14 protein-coding genes are annotated in these 19,322 nt (G+C 61.5%); 8 read left to right on the top strand and 6 right to left on the bottom strand.

Annotated features, from left to right (window positions below; genetic code table 11):
• The first annotated feature begins 177 nt into the window (after positions 1-177).
• The 7 genes from J2X24_RS21515 (at position 178) to J2X24_RS21485 (ending at position 7,581) form a co-directional block, all read left to right on the top strand.
• A complete protein-coding gene (locus J2X24_RS21515) occupies positions 178-1,737 on the top strand; it encodes a sensor histidine kinase (RefSeq protein WP_209726027.1) in 1,560 nt (519 codons plus the stop codon).
• Between the two features lie 122 nt (positions 1,738-1,859).
• Positions 1,860-2,312: a response regulator gene (locus J2X24_RS21510; RefSeq protein WP_209726025.1), complete on the top strand. Its 453-nt coding sequence runs from the start codon at positions 1,860-1,862 to the stop codon at positions 2,310-2,312.
• Between the two features lie 188 nt (positions 2,313-2,500).
• The gene (locus J2X24_RS21505; protein WP_209726023.1) at positions 2,501-2,950 is read left to right on the top strand and encodes an SRPBCC family protein; all 450 of its coding nucleotides are present in this window, start codon (positions 2,501-2,503) and stop codon (positions 2,948-2,950) included.
• A gap of 65 nt (positions 2,951-3,015) precedes the next feature.
• Complete coding sequence (locus J2X24_RS21500; RefSeq protein WP_209726021.1) at positions 3,016-3,429, top strand: endonuclease domain-containing protein; 414 nt, start codon at positions 3,016-3,018, stop codon at positions 3,427-3,429.
• A 112-nt stretch (positions 3,430-3,541) separates the two neighbouring features.
• Entirely contained in the window at positions 3,542-5,638 is a 2,097-nt protein-coding gene (locus J2X24_RS21495; RefSeq protein ID WP_209726019.1) for a dipeptidyl-peptidase 5, read from the top strand.
• 3 nt (positions 5,639-5,641) lie between these two features.
• Positions 5,642-6,583 (top strand): class A beta-lactamase, encoded by a 942-nt coding sequence (bla, locus tag J2X24_RS21490; protein ID WP_209726017.1) that lies wholly within the window; start codon positions 5,642-5,644, stop codon positions 6,581-6,583.
• A gap of 38 nt (positions 6,584-6,621) precedes the next feature.
• Complete coding sequence (locus J2X24_RS21485) at positions 6,622-7,581, top strand: glutaminase (RefSeq protein WP_209726015.1); 960 nt, start codon at positions 6,622-6,624, stop codon at positions 7,579-7,581.
• On the opposite strand, the gene J2X24_RS21480 is transcribed toward J2X24_RS21485, so the two are convergent.
• The 3 genes from J2X24_RS21480 to J2X24_RS21470 form a co-directional block, all read right to left on the bottom strand.
• On the bottom strand, positions 7,578-8,555 hold the full coding sequence (locus tag J2X24_RS21480; protein ID WP_209726013.1) for an MBL fold metallo-hydrolase: 978 nt from the start codon (positions 8,553-8,555) through the stop codon (positions 7,578-7,580). The two genes, J2X24_RS21485 and J2X24_RS21480, sit on opposite strands and share 4 nt — an antisense overlap.
• Positions 8,556-8,715: 160 nt before the next feature.
• Positions 8,716-10,113: a protein adenylyltransferase SelO family protein gene (locus tag J2X24_RS21475; protein ID WP_310005291.1), complete on the bottom strand. Its 1,398-nt coding sequence runs from the start codon at positions 10,111-10,113 to the stop codon at positions 8,716-8,718.
• Positions 10,110-10,463: a hypothetical protein gene (locus tag J2X24_RS21470; RefSeq protein ID WP_209726011.1), complete on the bottom strand. Its 354-nt coding sequence runs from the start codon at positions 10,461-10,463 to the stop codon at positions 10,110-10,112. The genes J2X24_RS21475 and J2X24_RS21470 overlap by 4 nt, the downstream gene beginning before the upstream one ends.
• 524 nt (positions 10,464-10,987) lie before the next feature.
• Here J2X24_RS21470 and J2X24_RS21465 point away from each other — a divergent pair.
• Entirely contained in the window at positions 10,988-13,630 is a 2,643-nt protein-coding gene (locus J2X24_RS21465) for a TonB-dependent receptor (RefSeq protein ID WP_209726009.1), read from the top strand.
• A 237-nt stretch (positions 13,631-13,867) separates the two neighbouring features.
• Here J2X24_RS21465 and J2X24_RS21460 read toward each other — a convergent pair whose 3' ends face one another.
• The 3 genes from J2X24_RS21460 to J2X24_RS21450 all read right to left on the bottom strand — a co-directional run bounded on the left by J2X24_RS21460 (position 13,868) and on the right by J2X24_RS21450 (position 19,224).
• Positions 13,868-16,843 carry a TonB-dependent receptor domain-containing protein gene (locus J2X24_RS21460; RefSeq protein ID WP_209726007.1) on the bottom strand — a complete coding sequence of 992 codons (2,976 nt, stop codon included), beginning with the start codon at positions 16,841-16,843 and terminating at the stop codon, positions 13,868-13,870.
• Positions 16,844-17,035: 192 nt separating this feature from the next.
• Positions 17,036-17,293 carry a GlsB/YeaQ/YmgE family stress response membrane protein gene (locus J2X24_RS21455; protein WP_192621096.1) on the bottom strand — a complete coding sequence of 86 codons (258 nt, stop codon included), beginning with the start codon at positions 17,291-17,293 and terminating at the stop codon, positions 17,036-17,038.
• A 125-nt stretch (positions 17,294-17,418) separates the two neighbouring features.
• Positions 17,419-19,224, bottom strand: a complete 1,806-nt coding sequence (locus tag J2X24_RS21450; RefSeq protein WP_209726005.1) for a long-chain-acyl-CoA synthetase — start codon at positions 19,222-19,224, stop codon at positions 17,419-17,421.
• Positions 19,225-19,322: the final 98 nt, after the last annotated feature.

Genomic DNA, 19,322 nt, shown 5'->3' with positions numbered 1-19,322 from the left:
GTTGGCCCGCAAGTCCTTAATTACCAACGAACATGCGGAGAGATCACATGAAATTCATCTTCCACGCAGTGACGAAAAACCCATCCTCTGGTACCTGCGGTTGTCTGGCACAGTATGATAGTGGCAAGTCCATTTTCATGGTAGGCATGCCGACTCGTCAGACCCAGGGGTAGAGCAATGACGGCCGCTCACGACATGGCGCAACACACCAGCTTCATGCCGCATGGCTACTGCTTCCTGTGGCAGCCGGACATACTGTTATTACATGTCATTTCCGACTCTCTGATCGCGCTGGCCTATTTCTGCATTCCGATCGCGTTGATCTATTTCGTGCGCAGGCGGCCGGACCTGCCGTTCCCGCTGGTCTTCCTGCTGTTCGGCGCCTTCATCCTGTTGTGCGGAACCACTCACATCGTCAGCATCTGGACGCTATGGCACCCGTCCTACTACACCGAAGGGGTGATCAAGGCCCTGACGGCCATGGCATCGCTGGGGACCCTGGTCATGACCATCCGGCTGCTGCCCAAGATGCTCGCGATCCCAGGGCCGGATCAGCTACGCGAGACGAACGCGCAGTTGCAGGCCGCCAATGCCAAGCTGGAAAAGCTCTACGCCGAAAGCCAGGAACGCGGCCGCGTGCGGTTGCAGGCGATCGTCGACAATGTGCTGGACGGCATCATCACCATCAATGAGCGGGGGCAGGTCGAGAGCTATAACCGCGCCTGCGAAACCATCTTCGGCTATACAACCGAAGAGGTCATCGGCCAGAACGTCAAGATGCTGATGCCCGAGCCCTATCACAGCGGTCACGACGGCTATCTGGCGCACTATATGAGCACGGGCGAGGCCCGCATCATTGGGACGGCGGGCCGCGAAGCGCAGGGCAGACGCAAGGACGGCTCGGTCTTTCCGCTAGACCTGTCGATAAGCGCCTTTACGGTCGATGGCGTACGCCACTTTTCCGGCATCGTGCGCGACATCACCAAGGCCAAGCAGGCCGAAGAGGCGCGCGAACGCCTGCTGGCGCGGCTGACGGAATCCAACACCGAACTGGAACGTTTCGCCTATGTCGCCTCGCACGACATGCAGGAGCCCCTGCGCATGGTGCTGAACTTCAGCCAGATCATCGCCAAGGATTATGAGGACTCGCTCGATGAGGACGGCAAGGAGTATCTCAGGATCGTCGGCGACAGCGCCCTGCGCATGCGCGAAATGGTCCATGACCTGCTCGAATATGCCCGCCTGGGCCGCGAAGGGGCGACCATCGTCGATGTCGACATGGCCGTGGAACTGGACCACGTCAAAACCAATCTCGGCCAGCTCATCGCCGATACAGGGGCGATCGTCACTTCGGACCCGCTGCCCTTCATCCAGGGCAATGCGGTCCAGATCATGCGCCTGCTGCAGAACCTGATCAGCAATGCCATCAAGTACCAAAAGCCGGGAAATACGCCGGTCATCCATATCGGAGTGGTGGCCGAGCCGGGACGGTGGCATTTCATTGTTCGCGACAATGGCCTCGGCATCGAGCCGGCCTTCATCGAGCAGGTCTTCGAGCCGTTCCGTCGCCTGCACACCTGGGAGGCTATCAAGGGGACCGGGCTGGGGCTGGCGGTCTGCAAGAAGATCGTCGAAAGCCACGGCGGCCGGATCTGGGCCACTTCAGTCAAATCCGGCGGCAGCGAATTCCACATTACGCTTCCGCGGCCGGTCGGATTGACGCAGACGATCAATTAGATCGAAATGTTGTAAATCATTTCGATCTAAGCTTTGCTTGCCGCGATATGTCGCCGAAAACCGCTATACACTTTTGGCTGCGCCGAGCTTCGTTTCGGCATATCGCTCTGGAGAGAGGCCCTATGTCCAGTCTGTTGATGCATCGCAACCGCCCGGCGGAAATCCTGCTTGTCGAGGACAATCGCGGGGACGTGCTGCTGACGCGTAAGGCGTTTCAGTCGGCGCAGATCGAAAACCGCCTGTCGGTCGCCGAAAGCGGTGAAGCCGCGCTGGAAAGGCTGCGCGATGAAGCCCAGGCCTTGCCGGACCTGATCCTGCTCGACCTCAACCTGCCGCGCATGAGCGGCCGCGACGTCCTTGGTGAAATCAAGGTCGATGCGCGCCTGCGCCATATTCCGGTGATCATCCTGTCGAGCTCCGCGGCCGAGCAGGACATCGCGCGCAGCTATGCCCTGCACGCCAGCGCCTATATCGTCAAGCCGGTTGACCTCGACAGTTTTCGCGCCGCCATATCGACCATCGAACAGTTCTTCTTCTTCCTGGTCGAATTGCCGGAGCCCGCGGCTGCGGAATAGGCCGTTCGCTATTGGTTTCTTACAGAGGCCATGCCGGCGCGGCATGGCCTTTTTTCACGTCGCATTATTGTCTTGATGCCGGATAGGGTGAGGCATAGATTCACCGAATCTTGCCGCACTTCCAACGGCGAACCGCCACAAACGTTTTTCGGCACTTCGCCGTGAAATGCTCCAGGAGCCTTGTCCGGATGCCCATTGTCGTCGAACACGACATAGATTTACCCCAGCCTCCGCATGAGGTCTTCGCCTTTCTGGACGATTTCAAGCGCGTGCCGACGTGGTTGAAACGGTGCGAAGGCGTGGCCAAGCTGGGGCAGGGGCCGAACAAGGCCGGCGACAAGTTGCGATATGCCTATTACGAAGGCGGTAAGCACCGCATCATGGACGGCGTCATCTCGACCTACGAACCCGATCGTCAGTTGAGCTACCGCTATTACGACAAGATGATGCAGGCTTTCATCGACTTCCATCTCGAGCCGCAAGGGCAGGGGACCCGTCTGACCCATCGCGTCGAGCTTGTGCCCAATTCGCTACTGTGCAAGCTATTGCTACCGCTGTTCAAGGCCAAGCTGCCGAAACAGACCAAGGAAGCGATGGCGGATTTAAAAGCCATTCTCTCCCAGCAGGACTTGGCTTAACCTATTCCCCCACGAGAGTGGGGAGGGGGGACCATGAGCGGAGCGAATGGTGGTGGGGGCACCTCATGCGGCGTAAATACGAACAGGCGCGTAAACTGCGTAAGGCGATGACGGAGCCGGAAAAGCTTCTCTGGTATCGCATTCGTCAGCGCGGCGATGGGGCGCCGATTTTCCGCCGGCAGTGCGCGATTGGAAACTACATCCTGGACTTCTACTGCGTTCAAGCGCGGCTGGCGGTGGAAGTGGACGGTTATTTCCATAGCACTAGTGAAGGGCACGCGCGTGATGCGGTCCGAGATGCGCGGCTGGGAAGTCAAGGTATCGAAGTTTATCGTATTCCTGCTGCCGATGTCTTCGCAAATGCCGACGAGGTTGCGGATGGCGTGATACTAAAAGCCTCCGCGCTTTTGGGAACTAAGCGGCCCCCACCACCCCTCGCTCCGCTCGCGTTCCCCCTCCCCACAAGTGGGGAGGAATAAGTGATAAGGAGCTCAGGCGAGACAAAATTTACTTTTTGCGACGCCCCGCCTCGACAAGGCGGCGAAAGGCGGCTTTAACAGTCGCATTGGTAACTAATTCGCAGGCCGCCGCATGCTCTCCCGAACCCTGAAATCCATCCTTGCCGCCGCACTCATTGGTTCGGCGTCGCTGCTGGCGCTGTCCGCCGGCGCGCAAACGGCCAAGACCCCTTTTACCTACAAGGACCTGGTGTCCCTTGACCGTATCAGCGGCCTGAATGTCGACGTCATAGGCCGCCTGGCCGTCTTCCAGGTGCGCACCACCGATCTCGACAAGAATAAGGGCGTCACCTCGATCTGGCTGAAGGACCTGTCCCAGCCGGCGGCCGCCGAAATCAGGCTCGCCGCTTCCGACGGCGGGGCGGCCTCGCCAAAGTTCAGCGCCGACGGCAAGACGATCTATTTCCTGTCGGCGCGGTCCGGGTCGATGCAACTGTGGAAGACCGACCTGACCGGGGCGACCGCCACCCAGGTCACCAGGCTGCCGCTCGATGTCGGTTCCTACCAGTTGTCGCCGGATGGCAAGGGCGTCGTCGTCTCGCTGGCCGTCTTCCCGGAATGCAAGGGCAATGAGATCGACTGTACGGTCAGGACCAGTGCCGACCGCAAGGCGCAGAAGTCGACGGGCATCATCTATGACAAGCTGTTCGTCCGCCATTGGGACGAATGGGCCGATGGTACGCGCAACCACCTGTTCTACGTCGGCTTCGACGGGACAGCACCGGTCTCGCTAACCGACGGCTATGATGGCGACGTGCCGTCCAAGCCGTTCGGTGACGAAGCCGAATATACCATCAGCCCAGACGCCAAGACCGTCTATTTTGCTGCGCGCGAAGCCGGCAAGACCGAGCCATGGTCGACCAATTTCGACGTCTATTCGGCGCCGATGAGCGGCAGTGCGCTGACCAACCTGACCGACGGCAACGAAGCCTGGGACGCGATGCCGCGTCTCTCGCCCGACGGGAAGACCCTGGCCTACAAGGCGATGAAGCGCCCGGCCAATGAAGCTGACCGCTTCGACATCTTCCTGCGCGACGTCAAGACCGGTAAGGTGACGCCCCTGGCCGCCGGCTGGGACCATAGCGCCAATGAGATCGCCTGGTCGAAGGACGGCAAGAGCCTGCTGGTCAATGCTGACGACATCGGCACGCACAAGCTCTTCCGCATCGACGTCAAGAGCGGCAAGGTCACGACGCTGTCGAAAGATGGCCACATCGACGCCTTCGCCGAAACGCCGCAAGGTATAGTGTACCTCAAGAGCGGGCTGGCCGGACCGTCGCAGCTGTATCTCGCCAATGCCAAGGCAATGTTCATCGACATGGGCGCGCGCAATCTGACCGGCATCAATCCGGTGCTCAATGAACGCGCCTTCGGCCAGTACGAACAGTTCAGCTTCAAGGGCTGGAACGACGAGACCGTCCACGGCTATGTCATGAAGCCGGCCAACTTTGAGGAGGGTAAGACCTATCCCGTCGCTTTCATCGTCCACGGTGGTCCGCAGGTGTCGTTCGGCGACGCCTGGTCCTACCGCTGGAACCCGAATGTCTTCGCCGGCGAAGGCTATGCGGTGGTGTTCATCGATTTCCACGGTTCCCCCGGCTACGGCCAGGCCTTTACCGACTCGATCTCGCAGCACTGGGGTGATCGCCCGCTGGAAGACCTGCAAAAGGGCTGGGCGCACGCGCTGGCCAGTTACAAGTTCCTCGATGGCGACCGTGCCTGTGCGCTGGGGGCGTCGTATGGCGGCTATATGATCAACTGGATCGCCGGCAACTGGAAGGAGCCCCAAGGAACGCAAGGATGGAAGTGCCTGGTCAATCACGATGGCATTTTCGATACCCGGACCATGGCCGAGGAAACCGAGGAGCTGTGGTTCTCGGAAACCGAGAACGGCGGTGTGCCCTATGGCAACATGGCCAAGATGGATGCCTTCAATCCGGCGCTTTATGCACACAAATGGTCGAAGCCGATGCTGGTCATCCATTCCGACAAGGACTATCGTGTCGTGCCGGGGCAGGGTATCGCGACCTTCACCGCCTTGCAGCGTCAGGGCATCGAGTCGAAGTTCCTGCGCTTCCCGGATGAGAACCACTGGGTGCTCAAGCCGCAGAACTCGCTGAAGTGGCACGCCACGGTGTTCGACTGGATGAAAACGCATACGGAGAAGTAGGACATGCTGTCGCGCAGGGGGATGATGCTGGCGCTGACCGGCGCCGGATTGGCCGGGGCTACGGCGCTGGCCGGCTGTTCGCGCGAGTTCGGCGAAGTTATCGGCATCGGCCAGAAGGTGGCCGAGATCGTTCGCCGTCACGGCGGCCGGGTCGGCGTCAGCCTGACCTCGGGCTCGGGCGACGCCAACAGCAATTTCAGCATCCAGTCCGATCAGCGCTTCGCCATGTGCTCGGTGTTCAAATGGGTGCTGGCGGCCGCCGTCCTTCAGGCGGTTGACCAGGGCAAGCTGAAGGTCTCGCAGGAGGTTGCTTACACCAAGGCCGACCTGCTGGAATACGCGCCGGTCACCACCCAGCACGTCACCAAGGGCAGGATGACCATCGGCGATCTGTGTTCGGCGGCCGTTGCGGTCAGCGACAATACAGCGGCTAACCTGCTACTGCCCTTGATTGGCGGACCGGCCGGACTGACGGCGTTTGTACGTGGTTTGGGTGACACGACCACGCGATTTGACCGCAACGAGCCGACGCTGAATGACGTCGTCGATGGCGATGAGCGCGATACGACGACACCTGCCGCCATGACGCAGTTGCTGAAGACCGTCTTCACCGGCACGGTTCTCAAGCCCGCCAGCCTGTCGTTGCTCAAGGACTGGATGGTGGCGACCACCACGGGCAAGAACCGCATTCCGGCAGGCGTGCCCGCAGGCTATGTCGTCGGCCACAAGACGGGCACGGCTGGTGTCCATGCCAACGACGTGGCGGTGATCTGGCCGGCTGGCGGCAAGGCGCCGCTGTTCCTGTCGATCTTCACGACGGGTGGCAAGCTGGACGACGCTGGACGCGACAAGGTCATTGCCGACCTGACGCGCGTCGTATTCGAAGTCCTGGCCTTCGCCGAAGAGGTCAGTAAGTCAAAAACATCATCGTCGGCGTCGTCCTGACGCCTTGACAGACTCATGCCCAGCCGGTTTCTGAGCGCATGAAACAAGGCGTCTCCATTTCCGATGTGCTGGCCGAAGTCGCCATCATGGTCCAGCCGCATTTCGGCAAAGGGCGGACGGCGCATTACATCCCGCAACTGGCCGAGGTCGATCCGCGCCGCTTCGGCATGGCGGTGTGTACGGTGAAGCGCTCAAGCAGCGCGAGCGGTAGCGCAATCGTAGGTGTCGAGGAGTGCGTTGTCGGCGATGCCGACGAGGCCTTCTCGGCCCAGTCGATCACCAAACTGTTTTCGCTGGGCCTGGCGCTCAATCGGTTTGGGGACGAGGTGTGGACGCGCGTCGGCAAGGAGCCGTCGGGCACGCCTTTCAACTACCTGTCGCAGTTGGAGCAGGAGGAGGGGATACCGCGCAACCCCTTCATCAATCCGGGCGCCCTGGCGGTCACCGACTGCCTGATGGGAATCGTCCCTCAGTCGCAATATCTCGTGCGTGACTTTATGGGCATGCTGTCGGGCGCACAGCTCGAAATCGACGAAGAGGTGGCGCGGGGCGAGATCGCGACCGCGCATAAGAACCGCGCCATCGCCAACCTGATGCGTGAGTTCGGCACGATCAGCCACGATGTCGAAGCGCTGATTTCGGCCTATTGCCATCAGTGCGCCATCGCCGTCACCTGCCGGCAACTGGCGCGCGCCGCCTTGCCGCTGGCCGCCGGCGGATTTTCGCCGCTTGTCGAGGAGACCATCTTTCCGCCGCGCCTGACCCGGCGGCTGAATGCGCTTCTGCTCACCTGCGGGATCTACGATTCGGTTGGATCGTTCGCCTATCGCGTCGGTTTGCCGGCCAAGAGCGGCGTGGGCGGCGGCATCGTCGCCATTGTCCCGGATACGGCGGCGATCGCCGTCTGGTCGCCGGAACTCGACCGCTTCGGCACCAGCGTCGTCGGCGGTTATGCGCTGGAATATTTCAGCCAGCTGACCAACTGTTCGGTACTCTAACTTGCCTTGCAGAACTTGCTGTTGCCGCCGTTGGACCGCAGCGTGTCGACATAGTATTCCGCCATGGCGATGGTGCGCGCGTTATCCGGGGCTTCCGGTGCGCCTAAAGTCTCCGTCGCCTTCGCCCAGTCGCCTGCGCATCGCGCCTTGTCCTGCGTTGACCGGGCACAATCGATAAAGCTGTCAAAGGCCGTGCGATAGGTGGCGAATTGGGCACGCGTCATCGGTGCGCCGTGGCCGGGAACGACGACGGTGAACGGCGTTGCCCATATGGCGGCAAGCCCGTCCTGCCAGCCCTTGACGCAAGCCGTATCGAGGAAGGGCACGGGCAGGGTGACCAGGTCTCCGGCCGCCGCCACACCGCTTTTCGGATCGAAGACCCAGACATCGCCTTCGGTGGCGGCGTTGGACGCCAAATTGACGTGGAATGCCTTGCCGGCGATCCGTTGTTTGCCGGACGCCGTCACGACCGCGTCCGGCCGGAGGTGCGCCGGCGCATCGATCGTCGCCAAGTCGTTGCGGATATCCTCCGCAAGGTCCGGCGGCGCCTGGCCCGAGTCGAGAAAGGCGCGGCCTTGTCTGGCGCTGTCAGGAAAGAAGTCGCGCAGCGCGCCGTCTATGGCCAGCGAGCCCCAGACCTGGACTTTTGGATAGGCGCGCCTGATCGCGGCATTGCCGCTGGTGTGATCGAGATGCCAGTGGCTGTTGATGACGGCGGCAATGGGTTTGTCCTGGGCCGTGGCGAAGTTGAGGATCGCCTGACGATGCCAGGCGTGGCGGCCGGTATCCATGACGATCAGCCCTTTGGGCGCGTTGAAGATCACTGTGTTGCCGTCGGGCTGGCGGTTCGGCGGGAAACCGCCAGGGATGAGCGCCACGCCATCCGTTATGGCGCGCGGCTGTGGCGGAGTCTGGGCTTGCGCCGTAATGGGCAGGGCAAAAAGACAAAGGATAAGCGCGCGCAACCCGGTCATGACGGCCTCCGTTTTGCGGCAGACTACTCTGGCTTGGGCGATGCACCCAGTTACAAACCGTTCATGCCGGGCAAACCGCCGCTGGACCTGCCGAATGCCGTGAATGCATGAAGACTGGTCGTTCATATCGATCCCGGCTAAGGGCGCGACGACGACCGGATCAGGCGACACTCATTCCCAGCGCCTGGCGGTATGTCTCGATCGCTGACAGCTTGTCGTACAGCGGCTGCCAGTCATCGGCCTCGGCGATGCGCGCCCAGATGGCTTCGATCTCATCGATCAGCAGGGTTTCGGGCTCAGGCTGCGACAGGCGCGGATGGCCGAGTTTGGCGGCATCGGCGGTGGTGTAATCGTCGAGTGCGGCGCGGAATTTGGCGAAGGCTTCGCCGCCATAGTGCGGGGCGCGAGGGCCATTCATGGCGAAGAATTCGCGCGCCTTGCCGCCGAACCAGTCGTAGAACATTGCCTCGAAACTGCCATCGAAGGTGACGGTTTTCAGGAAATCAAAGATGGCGGCGACCAACTGCGTATTGTCCGCCTGCGGCATGACGTTCAGGCGCGCGCAGAAGGCCTGGCCCAGTTCGTCGCGGAAGCGGGCGTCGAATTGGCGCAAGGATTCCGTCAGTGGCTCTGACGGGCAGATCAGGGTCAGGCAAGATCCCAGCCGCGCCAGGTTCCAACCGACCGTGTCGGGCTGGCGGCCATAGGCGTAGAGACCCCACTGATCGAAATAGGCGGCTGTGAAGTCGGGATCGTAGCGCGGCAGAAAGCGATAGGGGCCGTAGTCGAAGCTTTCGCCCGTAATGTTCATATTGTCGGTATTGAGCACGCCGTGGACGAAACCTGCCGCCATCCACCGCGCCGTCAGCAGCGCCGAGGTCGACACGGCCGCATCGAACACGCCCGCGGCACCTTCGGCGTCCGGGGAATAGTTGGCGATGATGAAATCGATCAGCGCGGCCATCGTCTCCGTATCGTTGAGGTAGGCCAGCCGCTCGAACGTCCCGAAGCGGATATGGCTGTGGCTCAGGCGGACCAGCACGGATGAGCGGGCGGGCGAGGGCTCGTCGCCGCGCACCAACTGCTCGCCGGTCTCAATCAGCGAGAAGCTTTTCGAGGTCGGCACGCCGAGCGCCTCCAGCATGGCGGTGGCCAGGACTTCGCGCACGCCGCCCTTCAGCGTGAGGCGGCCATCGCCGCCGCGCGAATAGGGCGTCTTGCCCGAGCCCTTGGTGCCGAGATCGAGCAGGCGGTCGCGATCGTCCAGTAACTGCGCGAACAGGAAGCCGCGCCCGTCGCCGAGGTCAGGATTGTACTGGCGGAACTGATGGCCATGATAGCGCAGCGCCAGTGGCGCCGGCTGGTTGCCGGGCAAGGCTTCGAACCGGCCGAAGTGGCGCACCCAGTCGGCATCGGACAGGTTATCCAACCCGACGGCTGCCGCCGCGCGGTCGTTGCGGTAGCGCAGGATCGTTTGCGGAAAGTCTGCCGCCGCAACGGTGTCATGGAGGACCAGCCCACTGTCCAGCAGGCGCGGCGCGGGACGATATGTGGTCACGTGCAGGCCTTCACGGGCGTCCACGCATCCAGCTTGTAGGGCTTGCCGGGCGCACGGGAAACCTTGGTTTCGACCAGATAGGTCTTGTTGCCGCCGGTGACGCGCATGCAGATGGCGAAGTGCAGGTCGGCGGTCGCCGCTTGCCGGGCTTTCATGATTTTCTTTATCACTACGGATTTTGTGGTCGCGGCGTAGTTCGCGGCGGCGACAATGCCCGTACTGTTGACCGGAACGGGGCCATAAGACGGATTGATGCCGTCGCCGCCAATCCGGGTTTCGGCATGGGATGTGGCGGACATCGTTAAACCGGCTATGGCGGCGGCGATCGGCAGGGCTATTCTAAGGGACATATTCGTCTCGCTCGGGGCTTCGGACTTAAGTGAACGCTCATCGCGATGCCCGCAAGCGCTGACGGCCAAATTCTCGCGGAAAGTTGACCTTAGGTGTGTGGCTTTTATGCGCCACAGTCACAGGATTGTCATGGGATAGATCGCGTTCCGCACCGGCAAACAGCCCTGAGACAGCATTTCCGGCCCGAGTACCGTTACGTCAAATCTTGATGCTGTGAGCAACTGCAATATAAAGCGGGTGAAAAAACGCCGCTTCCGCACACCAGCAAGTATTGGTTTTTTGCATATATCCGGCAAAATTGCTTCATAACCGTGTTTTTCTACCGCGTTTGCGTAAGTATTGACGCTACGTAAACTATTGCATCGCAGTGTAGCCGCGGACAAATTTGTTTCCGTGCGCGTAATGTGTTAGTCAAATCAGTAATCGGGCGCCGTCTTTGTTAGCGGTTTCCGCTTACCGGACGCAGATCCGGCAGTAACAAAAAATGGTCCAAGCAGAGATGAAATTGCCCAAAGGGAACGCCATGCAAAACGCCACCACTCTACTGAAGTATCGCCATCTGATGGCAGGCGCCGCGGGCGCCGCGCTTCTGGCCGGTCTTCCCGCGATCGGTTTCGCCCAGGATGCCCCGGCGGCCGAGGAAGGCACGATCATCGTTACTGCGCAAAAGCGCGAACAGAAGCTGCAGGACGTGCCGATTGTCGTCACCACCCTGTCGGCCAAGCTGCTTCAGGACGCGGGCGTGCGCGACATCAAGGACATGCAGATCCTGACGCCTGGCCTGACCGTCACCTCGACCCAGAACGAAAGCCTGACAACCGCGCGTATCCGCGGCGTTGGCACGGTCGGCGACAACCCTTCGATGGAATCATCGGTCGGCGTGGTCATCGACGGAGTCTATCGTCCGCGCAACGGCGTCGGCTTCGGTGACCTCGGCGAAATGGAACGCATCGAAGTCCTGAAGGGCCCGCAAGGCACGCTGTTCGGCAAGAACACGTCTGCCGGCGTCATCAACATCATTACCAAGAAGCCCGCCTTCACCTTTGGCGCAGAAGGCGAAGCGACCTTTGGCAACTATGGCCAGCAAGGCCTGGCCGCTTCGGTTACCGGCCCGCTGGTCGACGACCTGATCGCCGGCCGCCTCTATGTCGCTAGCCGCAAGCGCGACGGCTTCATGAACGTCAACACCGGTGTGGGGCCCCGCACGCTCAAGGAAGACGGCGACCAGGACTTCTCGACCATCCGTGGCCAGTTGCTGTTCACACCGACCGATCTGGTCGATATCCGCCTCATCGGCGACTACAGCCACCGCAATGAATACTGCTGTACCGCGGTCCAGATCCGTACCGGTCCGACCGGCGCAGCCATCAACACGCTGGCCGGCGGCAATGGCGTTGCCACCACGCCGAACCCCGAAGCGCGTATTGCCTACGCCAACCGCGACACGCATCAGGTCATCCGTGACGGCGGCTTCTCGGTCGAGACCAATGTCAAACTGCCGGATCTTTGGGATTCGCAGCTGACCCTGATCACGGCGGCGCGCGACTGGAAGTCGACCAACGGCCAGGACATCGACTATACCGGCGCCGACATCCTGTATCGCCGCGACAACGGCGATTTCGACGCCCGCTTCAAGACCTTCAGCCAGGAAGTCCGTCTGGCCGGCGCGACCGAGAACGTCAACTGGCTGGTCGGCGCCTTCTACGTCAAGGAAGACCTGGATCGCCACGATTCCTACGTCTACGGCACGCACTACGAGCCCTATCTCAGCCTGCTGATCTCGAGCCAGCTGAACGCCATCAATCCGGCGATTACGCCCAGCGCGACCTTCCTGCCCAACATGACGGGCCGCGCCTTCGGCACCAACTTCCGGGCGGGTGAGGGCGCGCGCGACCACTACACCCAGACCGACGAATCCTTCGCCCTCTTCACCAACAATTCGTGGAAAATCCAGTCGCTCGAATTCACCCTGGGCCTGCGCTACACCCAGGAAAAGAAGAGCATGACGGGCTTCTATACGAACACCGACAACGGTGCGGGCTGTGGCGCGGCCCTGACCCGCTACCAGCAGACCGGCGCGCTTTATGCCGCAGCGCTTGCCGCCAACCCGACCAACCCGACGGCGGCCGCCGGTCAGGCCCTGGCCAACGGCGCCAACCCGATCTGGCTGGGCGCCATCCGCGCCGGCGGCACGACGGCCGCGACCCTGGCCGGCGCCATGTGTCCGTTCTGGGCCAACCCGGCCTTCAACAACCGCACGGTCTCCGACAGCAACAGCGACGGCGACCTGTCCGGTACCTTCAAGGCGGCGTGGCACGTCAACGAAAACACCATGACCTACGCGTCATACGCACGCGGTTACAAGGCGGGTGGTTATAACCTGGACCGCGCTCAGACCGGCGTCACGCCGGACTCCGACCTGTGGTTCCCGCCGGAAACGGTCGACAGCTACGAACTGGGCCTGAAGACGACCCTGTTCGACGGCGCCCTGCAACTGAACACCGCCGTGTTCGACCAGAAGTTCCAGAACTTCCAGCTGAACACCTTCCTCGGCACGGCCTTTGTGGTCGAATCGATCCCGACCCTGGAATCGAAGGGCTTCGACGCCGACGTCTACTGGCGCACGCCGATTACCGGCCTGACCTTCCAGGGCGGCGTCACCTATACCGACACCAAGTACGGCAAGTTTACCGCGGCGGACCTGCTCAACCCGAGCCACTTCCCCGGCCTGTCGCTGCTGCCGGGCGCGCAGATGTCGTTCGCACCCAAGTGGAGCGGTTCGGCGGCCCTGTCGTGGGGCGGCAATGTCGGCGGCCTTCGCGCCACCGCCAACCTGTCGGCCAAGTATTCTTCGGAGTACAACACCGGTTCGGACCTGATCCCGTTCAAGGAACAGGAGGCCTTCACCCTGATCAATGGCCGCGTGTCGATCGGCGCGCCCGATCGCCGCTGGACGGTCGAGCTGTGGGGCCAGAACCTGACCGACGAAACCTACAAGCAGGTCGTGATCAACGCGCCGCTGCAGGGCACGGGCTTCCAGCAGACGGTCCAGTCGGGAGGATCTCACCCGGGCACTTATTACAACCAGGCGGCAGATACCAACACCTATGACGCCTTCCTGGGTGCACCGAAGACCTATGGCGTCACCCTGCGGGTGCGGTACTAAGATCAAAAAGAAGGCGGCGCTTTTGGTCGCCCAGAGTTAGTAAAATGAAAGCGGCGAAGTCTCCTTCGCCGCTTTTTTTTCTGTTTAATTTTTTGGCCAGGTCAACGCCTTGGTTTAGCCTGGGAAATCCCCCTTCCGTCCGCTTCGCGTCCATCTTCCCCGTAAACGGGGAAGGTGTCGCGGCGCTTGCGCCGTGGCGGAAGGGGGGACTTGCTTGCACACGAATGTCATCGTCCTTTAGTGCTTGTATCTCAGGCTGATAAAGCCCGTCCGGCCGATGACATCGTAGACGCCGGATTGCCAGCCTTCGTCGCCGAAATAGGCGCCGCCGGCCTCGGCGCCGGGATAGCGCGGCGGGGCTGAGTCGAAGACATTGTTGACGCCGAAACCGAGCGTCAGGTTGGGTTTCAACTGATAAGAGCCATAGAAGTCGCTGTAATAGACCGTCTTGGTCCGGTACGGCGAATAGGCTTCCGGCGTAATGGTCGGGTTCATACGCATCGGCGAGAACTGCCGCAGGTTCCAGCTCAGCCACAGCGGGCCGTTCGCATAGGCGACGCGGGTCACGCCCTTCCATTCTGGGAAGCCGAAGACGCCCAAGGTATCCACGATGTTTTCGGGATTGTCCGGATCGGGCGTGATCTTGTTTTCCAGCAGGTGGGTGTAGACCGAATTGATCGACAGGCGGCCGGCCTTGCTGCCCCACCCCCACGACGCCATATCGACGCTGTAGTCGAACTCCAGGTCGATGCCTCGGTTGAGGCGCTGGGCCAGGTTGATGTTCTGCTTGACGACCCTCAGCAGGTTGTTGGTGCCGGCTTCGCGCACCACCAGGTCGCAGTACGGATTGCCGTCCATGGGACCGTCCACACATTTGTTGATGATGGTCTGTGGCTCGACGGCGGCGATGACGTCGGTCAGGTCGATGTCGTAATAGTCGATCGAGAAACTTAAGTTCTTGATCGCGCGTGGCTGGAAGACCAGGCCAACGGTCAGCGTCTTGGCGGTTTCGACCTTCAGGTCCTCATTGCCCTTCTTCTCGACCTCCAGCCACTGCCAGTAGACGTTCTTGTTCGCCGGATTGAGGATGGCGCAGTTGGGCGCCGTGTACTGGGTGTTTTCCGCCCGGTTGGGCAGGTAGTAGTTGCAGGGATCATACAGCCACTGGCCGCTGATCGAACTGGCGGTGAAGACTTCGGAGATGTTCGGCGCGCGCACGGCCTTGCCATAGGTGGTGCGTAGGCGGATGTCACGGATCGGCGCGTATTGCAGGCCGTACTTCCAGGAGGTCGTCTTGCCGGCGGTTGAATAGTCCGATGAGCGGATAGCGGCGTCGACCGACAGCTTGTACGCCATCGGCAGGTTGGCCAGGATCGGCACGCTCAGTTCGCCGAAGACTTCCTTGACGTCGAATTCGCCGTCGAGTGGGTTCTGGATGACGCCGTAGTCGGGCACATAGGCCGGATTGTTCGGGTCGTATTCGGCGACCGCGCCGATGTGGTTGCGTTCCTTGCGGTATTCGCCGCCGATCACGCCCTGGACCTCGCCGGCCGGCAGGGTGAACAGGGCGCCGGTGGCGTAGCCGGACACGACGGTCTGGTCCAGCCACGACTTCGACTCGCTCGGGTTGAACGTCAGGTAGTCGATGACGTCCTGGGTCAGGGGCTTGAACGGATTGAGTGGCTTGCAGGCCGGGTCGTCATTGCTGGTGTCGGCGTCGGAATTGACCCAGCAGATCGGCGTCCCGCCCGGACCCGAGACGGCGTCGAGCGCGCGCATGTAGCGTTCGTTGGACACGCTGTTGCGGTCCTGGATGGTTTCTTCCGTGCGACCATAGGAAGCGTAGACCGACCAGGTCCAGTCGTGGTCGCGGATCAGCGACGGCAGCTTGCCGTCGAAGCCGGTGACGACCTGGCTCAGGTCACGCTGGTAGTAGGATTTCGAGCGGCCCATTTCCGGGAACTGACGGGCAAAGGCGACATAGGGCAGGCTGCCGCCATTGGCCGCGACCATTTCCGGCGTGATGAACGGGTTGCCGTCCCACAGCCAGTTCGACGCGCCTTCCCACCACATGCCGTACTCGCCGTGTGATTTATTGGTGGCGTAGTCGAGCTCGACAAAATAGCTGAGATTTTCCGAGAACTGGTAGTTGAACGTGCCGTGCGTGATGAAGCGGTCGTTCGGTACCGACAGCAACCAGCTGTCGTAGCGGCCGCCATATTCGCCGCCATTGGTTTCCAGGTTGGCCACCGTTTCGGGCAGGCTCATGTCGTAGGTGTTCGGCAGAATGCCCGCCGGCCCCAGGATGGGCGCGCGCATGGTGCCGTCGTCGTTGAACGTCCACACCTTGCCGCCCAGCAGCACCTGGGCGCGCGGCGAATAGCCGAGGTTCTGGCGGCCATCGAGAATGTAGTTCAAAGCCGGCGTGCTGCCGGGAACGCGCGCCCACCACGGATTGCCAGCGGCTGTCCACGGCCGGTCCTGGCCGCTGACCGTGCCGTCCGATACGCCGTAATAGCCGAAGATCGTGAAGTTGCCTTTGCCGTCGGCGAAGTTCTTGCCGTAGAGCATGTCGACATCGTAGCTCGGCATGTCGTTGCGCCAGGAATTGCCGTAGCGCAGGTTGAGGTCGACGCCTTCGAAATTCTTCTTGAGAATGAAGTTGGCCACGCCGGCCACGGCGTCGGCGCCGTAAAGCGCCGAGGCGCCGCCGGTAATGACTTCGACACGCTCGACCAGGCTGGACGGCACGGTCGAGATGTCGACCGCGGCGCTGCCGGGCGCGCCCGGGACGTGACGGCGGCCGTTGACCAGGACAAGAGTGCGCTTGGTGCCCAGGCCACGCAGGTCCAGCGCGTTCATGCCAGGATGGCTTTGATCCATCGAATCCTTGTCGCGGTTGGCATTGCTGGTCTGGTCGCTCTGGCTGATAACCAGTGCGGGAAGCTGGTTGACCAGATCGGCAATCTGGCGCGTGCCGGTCTTCTGGATCGTATCGGCGCTGATTGTGGAGGTCGGCGTCGCGCTCTGGGCGCCGCGGTGGCGGATGCGGCTGCCGGTGATGACGACTTCGCCCGTGTCGTTGCCATCCTTTGCCGTTTCCGTCGTCGTATCGGTGTCTTGCGCGAAGGCGGCGGGGGCCAGGACGGTAAGCGTCAGGACAATGGCGCTGCCCTGCATCAGGCGGGTAATCGAACGATGTGTCTGTCTCATGCGAACCTCCTCTTGGGTGGAGAGAGGCTAGACCGAGAATAAAATAAAAAATACTGTATACGATTTTGTGATCGGGCTTTTCACTGAAATGTTACATGTCTGCAACGGTATCATGACTCCTGTATGACGCAAAAAAAGAAGCGGCGAAGGAGACCTTCGCCGCTTGTCTTTGTTCGATTTTATAAAAGAGGGTTAGACCCTTCGGCCCTTGAAGGCCCGGCCAACCGCAATAAGCAGACAGGCACCGACCACGCCGGCGATCAGATAACCGATAACGCCACCAAGTTGCACGCCGATCATCGCCAGAACGGCATTGGCAATCAGGGCACCCAGGATACCCATGACGATATTCATAAGCAGGCCTTGTTCCGAACGCATGAATTGTTCGGCGATCCAGCCGGCGAGCGCGCCAACGACGATAGCCGCCAGCCATCCAACTTGAAGTTCCATAAGACTATCTCCATCCCCGCTCCGTGCGGGATGGATTAACGATAGCAAAGGCCTTGCGCGGATTTGGATAGGGTTCGCGACGGCAGGATGCAAGCTTTTGGCAAAAAAGGTTTTATAGCCCTTTTTTACAGTCTCAATTGCCCACCGGCGATCTGGGCGGCCATGTCCGGGGTCAGCGGCACATAGTCGTCATTGCACAGGAGATAGAGCGGATCGGTGACCGCGCCCAGGTCAAAACCGGCCTTGATCAGGTCCATCTTCTTGTACTTGAACGTGCCGGTCGTTTCGACCTCCTGCAGCAGGCGGACGAAGCGCGGCCGCGCATAGGCCGGCAGCTTTGAGTCGACGTGGTCCTTGAACAGCTTGAGGTCGAAGCCTTCGCGCGTGATCAGCGACACCATGCCGGCCTTGCCGTCGTGATGCGGGACGGGGATGCCGTAGACGATGGCCTCTTCGACGCCTGGCGCCGAAGCGCAGTATTCGGCGACTTCCGAGGTCGAGACGTTTTCGCCTTTCCAGCGGAAGGTATCGCCGATGCGGTCGACGAAATAAAGATAGCCCTGCTTGTCCTGGCGCATCAGGTCGCCGGTGCGGAACCACTGGTCGCCCTTCTTGAAGACGTCCGTCAGGACCTTCTTCTGCGAGGCGGCTTTGTCGGCATAGCCGGAATAGGCGTGGCGCGCGTCGTGGGCGATGTGGCCGATGGCCTCGCCGATCTCGCCCGGCCGGCATTCGATGCACAGACCGTTCTGGCCGCGTATCGGCATTTCGCTCTCGATGTCGAACTGGACCAGGCGGACATTGAACTTGTTGCGCAGGATTCGCGGAACGCGCGCTATCGCTCCGGAATGGCCGTCGAGATTGAACAGCGACACATTGCCTTCGGTCGAGCCGTAGAATTCGAGCACGTCGGGAATCTTGAAACGGCTCTTGAACTGGTCCCAGACCTCGGGCCGCATGCCGTTGCCGAACGCCATGCGCACCTTGTGCTTGCGCTCGTCGTCCGGATTGGGGGCGGGGGGCGAGTTGACGAGGTAGCGGCACAGCTCGCCGATATAGACGATATGGGTCACGCCCTGCAGGCGGACATCGCTCCAGAACTGGCTGGCCGAGAACTTGCGCTTGAGCACGATGGCGCCGCCGTTCATCAGGGCCGCGCCCGTGGCGCACAGGCCGCCGGTGGCGTGATATAGCGGCAGGACGCAGTAGACCCGGTCGCCGGGGCCCATCTTGGTCAGGCCGGCGAAGGCCTTCATGTAGAGCTGGGCGCGGGCGTTGGAGATTTTGGCGGCCTTGGGCAGGCCCGTTGTGCCGGACGTATAAATGTAGAGGGCGGTCGAGGACGCCTTCAGGTCGGCGCGCGGCGTGCGGTCCGGACGAACCGTCGATACGCCCTTGATGGCGGCATCCAGGCTGCGGCAATCCTCGGTTTCCTTCTCGCGCGGCAGGTCCAGCACCCACAGGGCCTGGAAGCGCTCGATCTGGGATTCGATCTCCATGAAGCACGGCATGGTCGTCAGGTCGACCAGGGTCAGCGAGGCCATCGAGATGTTGAGGCAGTGGGCCAGGCCCTTGCCGGTCAATGAATTGTTGATCAGCGCGGTGACGACGCCGATCTTGTTCATTCCGATCCAGATGGCCAGGTATTCGAGCCGGTTCGGCATGAACAGCGCGACCGTGTCGCCGGGCTTCAGGCCGCGTTGACGGCCCCAGTGGGCATAGCGGTTGGCCATGACGTCGAGCTGCTGATAGGTCAGGCTCTTGCCTTCGAAGATCAGCGCCGTCTGCGTCGGCCACTGGTCGGCGGCATGTTCGAAGTCGTCGCAGACGAGATTGGACGAGTCGGGATTGACACTGCGGATGCGGCGGAGAATCCGCAGCAGGCGGGTCATGAAGGTGGCGTCGCGCCTGATATTGCTGATGAAACCCATCCGCCGGTTCGCTCCCCTGTGAGGCATCTTGTCCGTGCCCCGAAACTACAACCGAATCATTACATCCAAACTCTCAAAAAGCTGTGAATCGGTGTTTT

The organism is Asticcacaulis solisilvae, assembly GCF_017875235.1.
Lineage (GTDB): Bacteria > Pseudomonadota > Alphaproteobacteria > Caulobacterales > Caulobacteraceae > Asticcacaulis > Asticcacaulis solisilvae_A.
Note: the sequence above shows the minus strand (reverse complement) of the source record. Positions and strands in the feature narration are given on the sequence as shown.

Excerpts from the sequence above, each read along its gene's own strand:
- J2X24_RS21515 (WP_209726027.1), top strand. The coding sequence starts at position 178 with ATGACGGCCGCTCACGACATGGCGCAACACACCAGCTTCATGCCGCAT.
- J2X24_RS21510 (WP_209726025.1), top strand. The coding sequence starts at position 1,860 with ATGTCCAGTCTGTTGATGCATCGCAACCGCCCGGCGGAAATCCTGCTT.
- J2X24_RS21505 (WP_209726023.1), top strand. The coding sequence starts at position 2,501 with ATGCCCATTGTCGTCGAACACGACATAGATTTACCCCAGCCTCCGCAT.
- J2X24_RS21500 (WP_209726021.1), top strand. The coding sequence starts at position 3,016 with ATGCGGCGTAAATACGAACAGGCGCGTAAACTGCGTAAGGCGATGACG.
- J2X24_RS21495 (WP_209726019.1), top strand. The coding sequence starts at position 3,542 with ATGCTCTCCCGAACCCTGAAATCCATCCTTGCCGCCGCACTCATTGGT.
- bla (WP_209726017.1), top strand. The coding sequence starts at position 5,642 with ATGCTGTCGCGCAGGGGGATGATGCTGGCGCTGACCGGCGCCGGATTG.
- J2X24_RS21485 (WP_209726015.1), top strand. The coding sequence starts at position 6,622 with ATGAAACAAGGCGTCTCCATTTCCGATGTGCTGGCCGAAGTCGCCATC.
- J2X24_RS21480 (WP_209726013.1), bottom strand. The coding sequence starts at position 8,555 with ATGACCGGGTTGCGCGCGCTTATCCTTTGTCTTTTTGCCCTGCCCATT.
- J2X24_RS21470 (WP_209726011.1), bottom strand. The coding sequence starts at position 10,463 with ATGTCCCTTAGAATAGCCCTGCCGATCGCCGCCGCCATAGCCGGTTTA.
- J2X24_RS21465 (WP_209726009.1), top strand. The coding sequence starts at position 10,988 with ATGCAAAACGCCACCACTCTACTGAAGTATCGCCATCTGATGGCAGGC.
- J2X24_RS21460 (WP_209726007.1), bottom strand. The coding sequence starts at position 16,843 with ATGAGACAGACACATCGTTCGATTACCCGCCTGATGCAGGGCAGCGCC.
- J2X24_RS21455 (WP_192621096.1), bottom strand. The coding sequence starts at position 17,293 with ATGGAACTTCAAGTTGGATGGCTGGCGGCTATCGTCGTTGGCGCGCTC.
- J2X24_RS21450 (WP_209726005.1), bottom strand. The coding sequence starts at position 19,224 with ATGGGTTTCATCAGCAATATCAGGCGCGACGCCACCTTCATGACCCGC.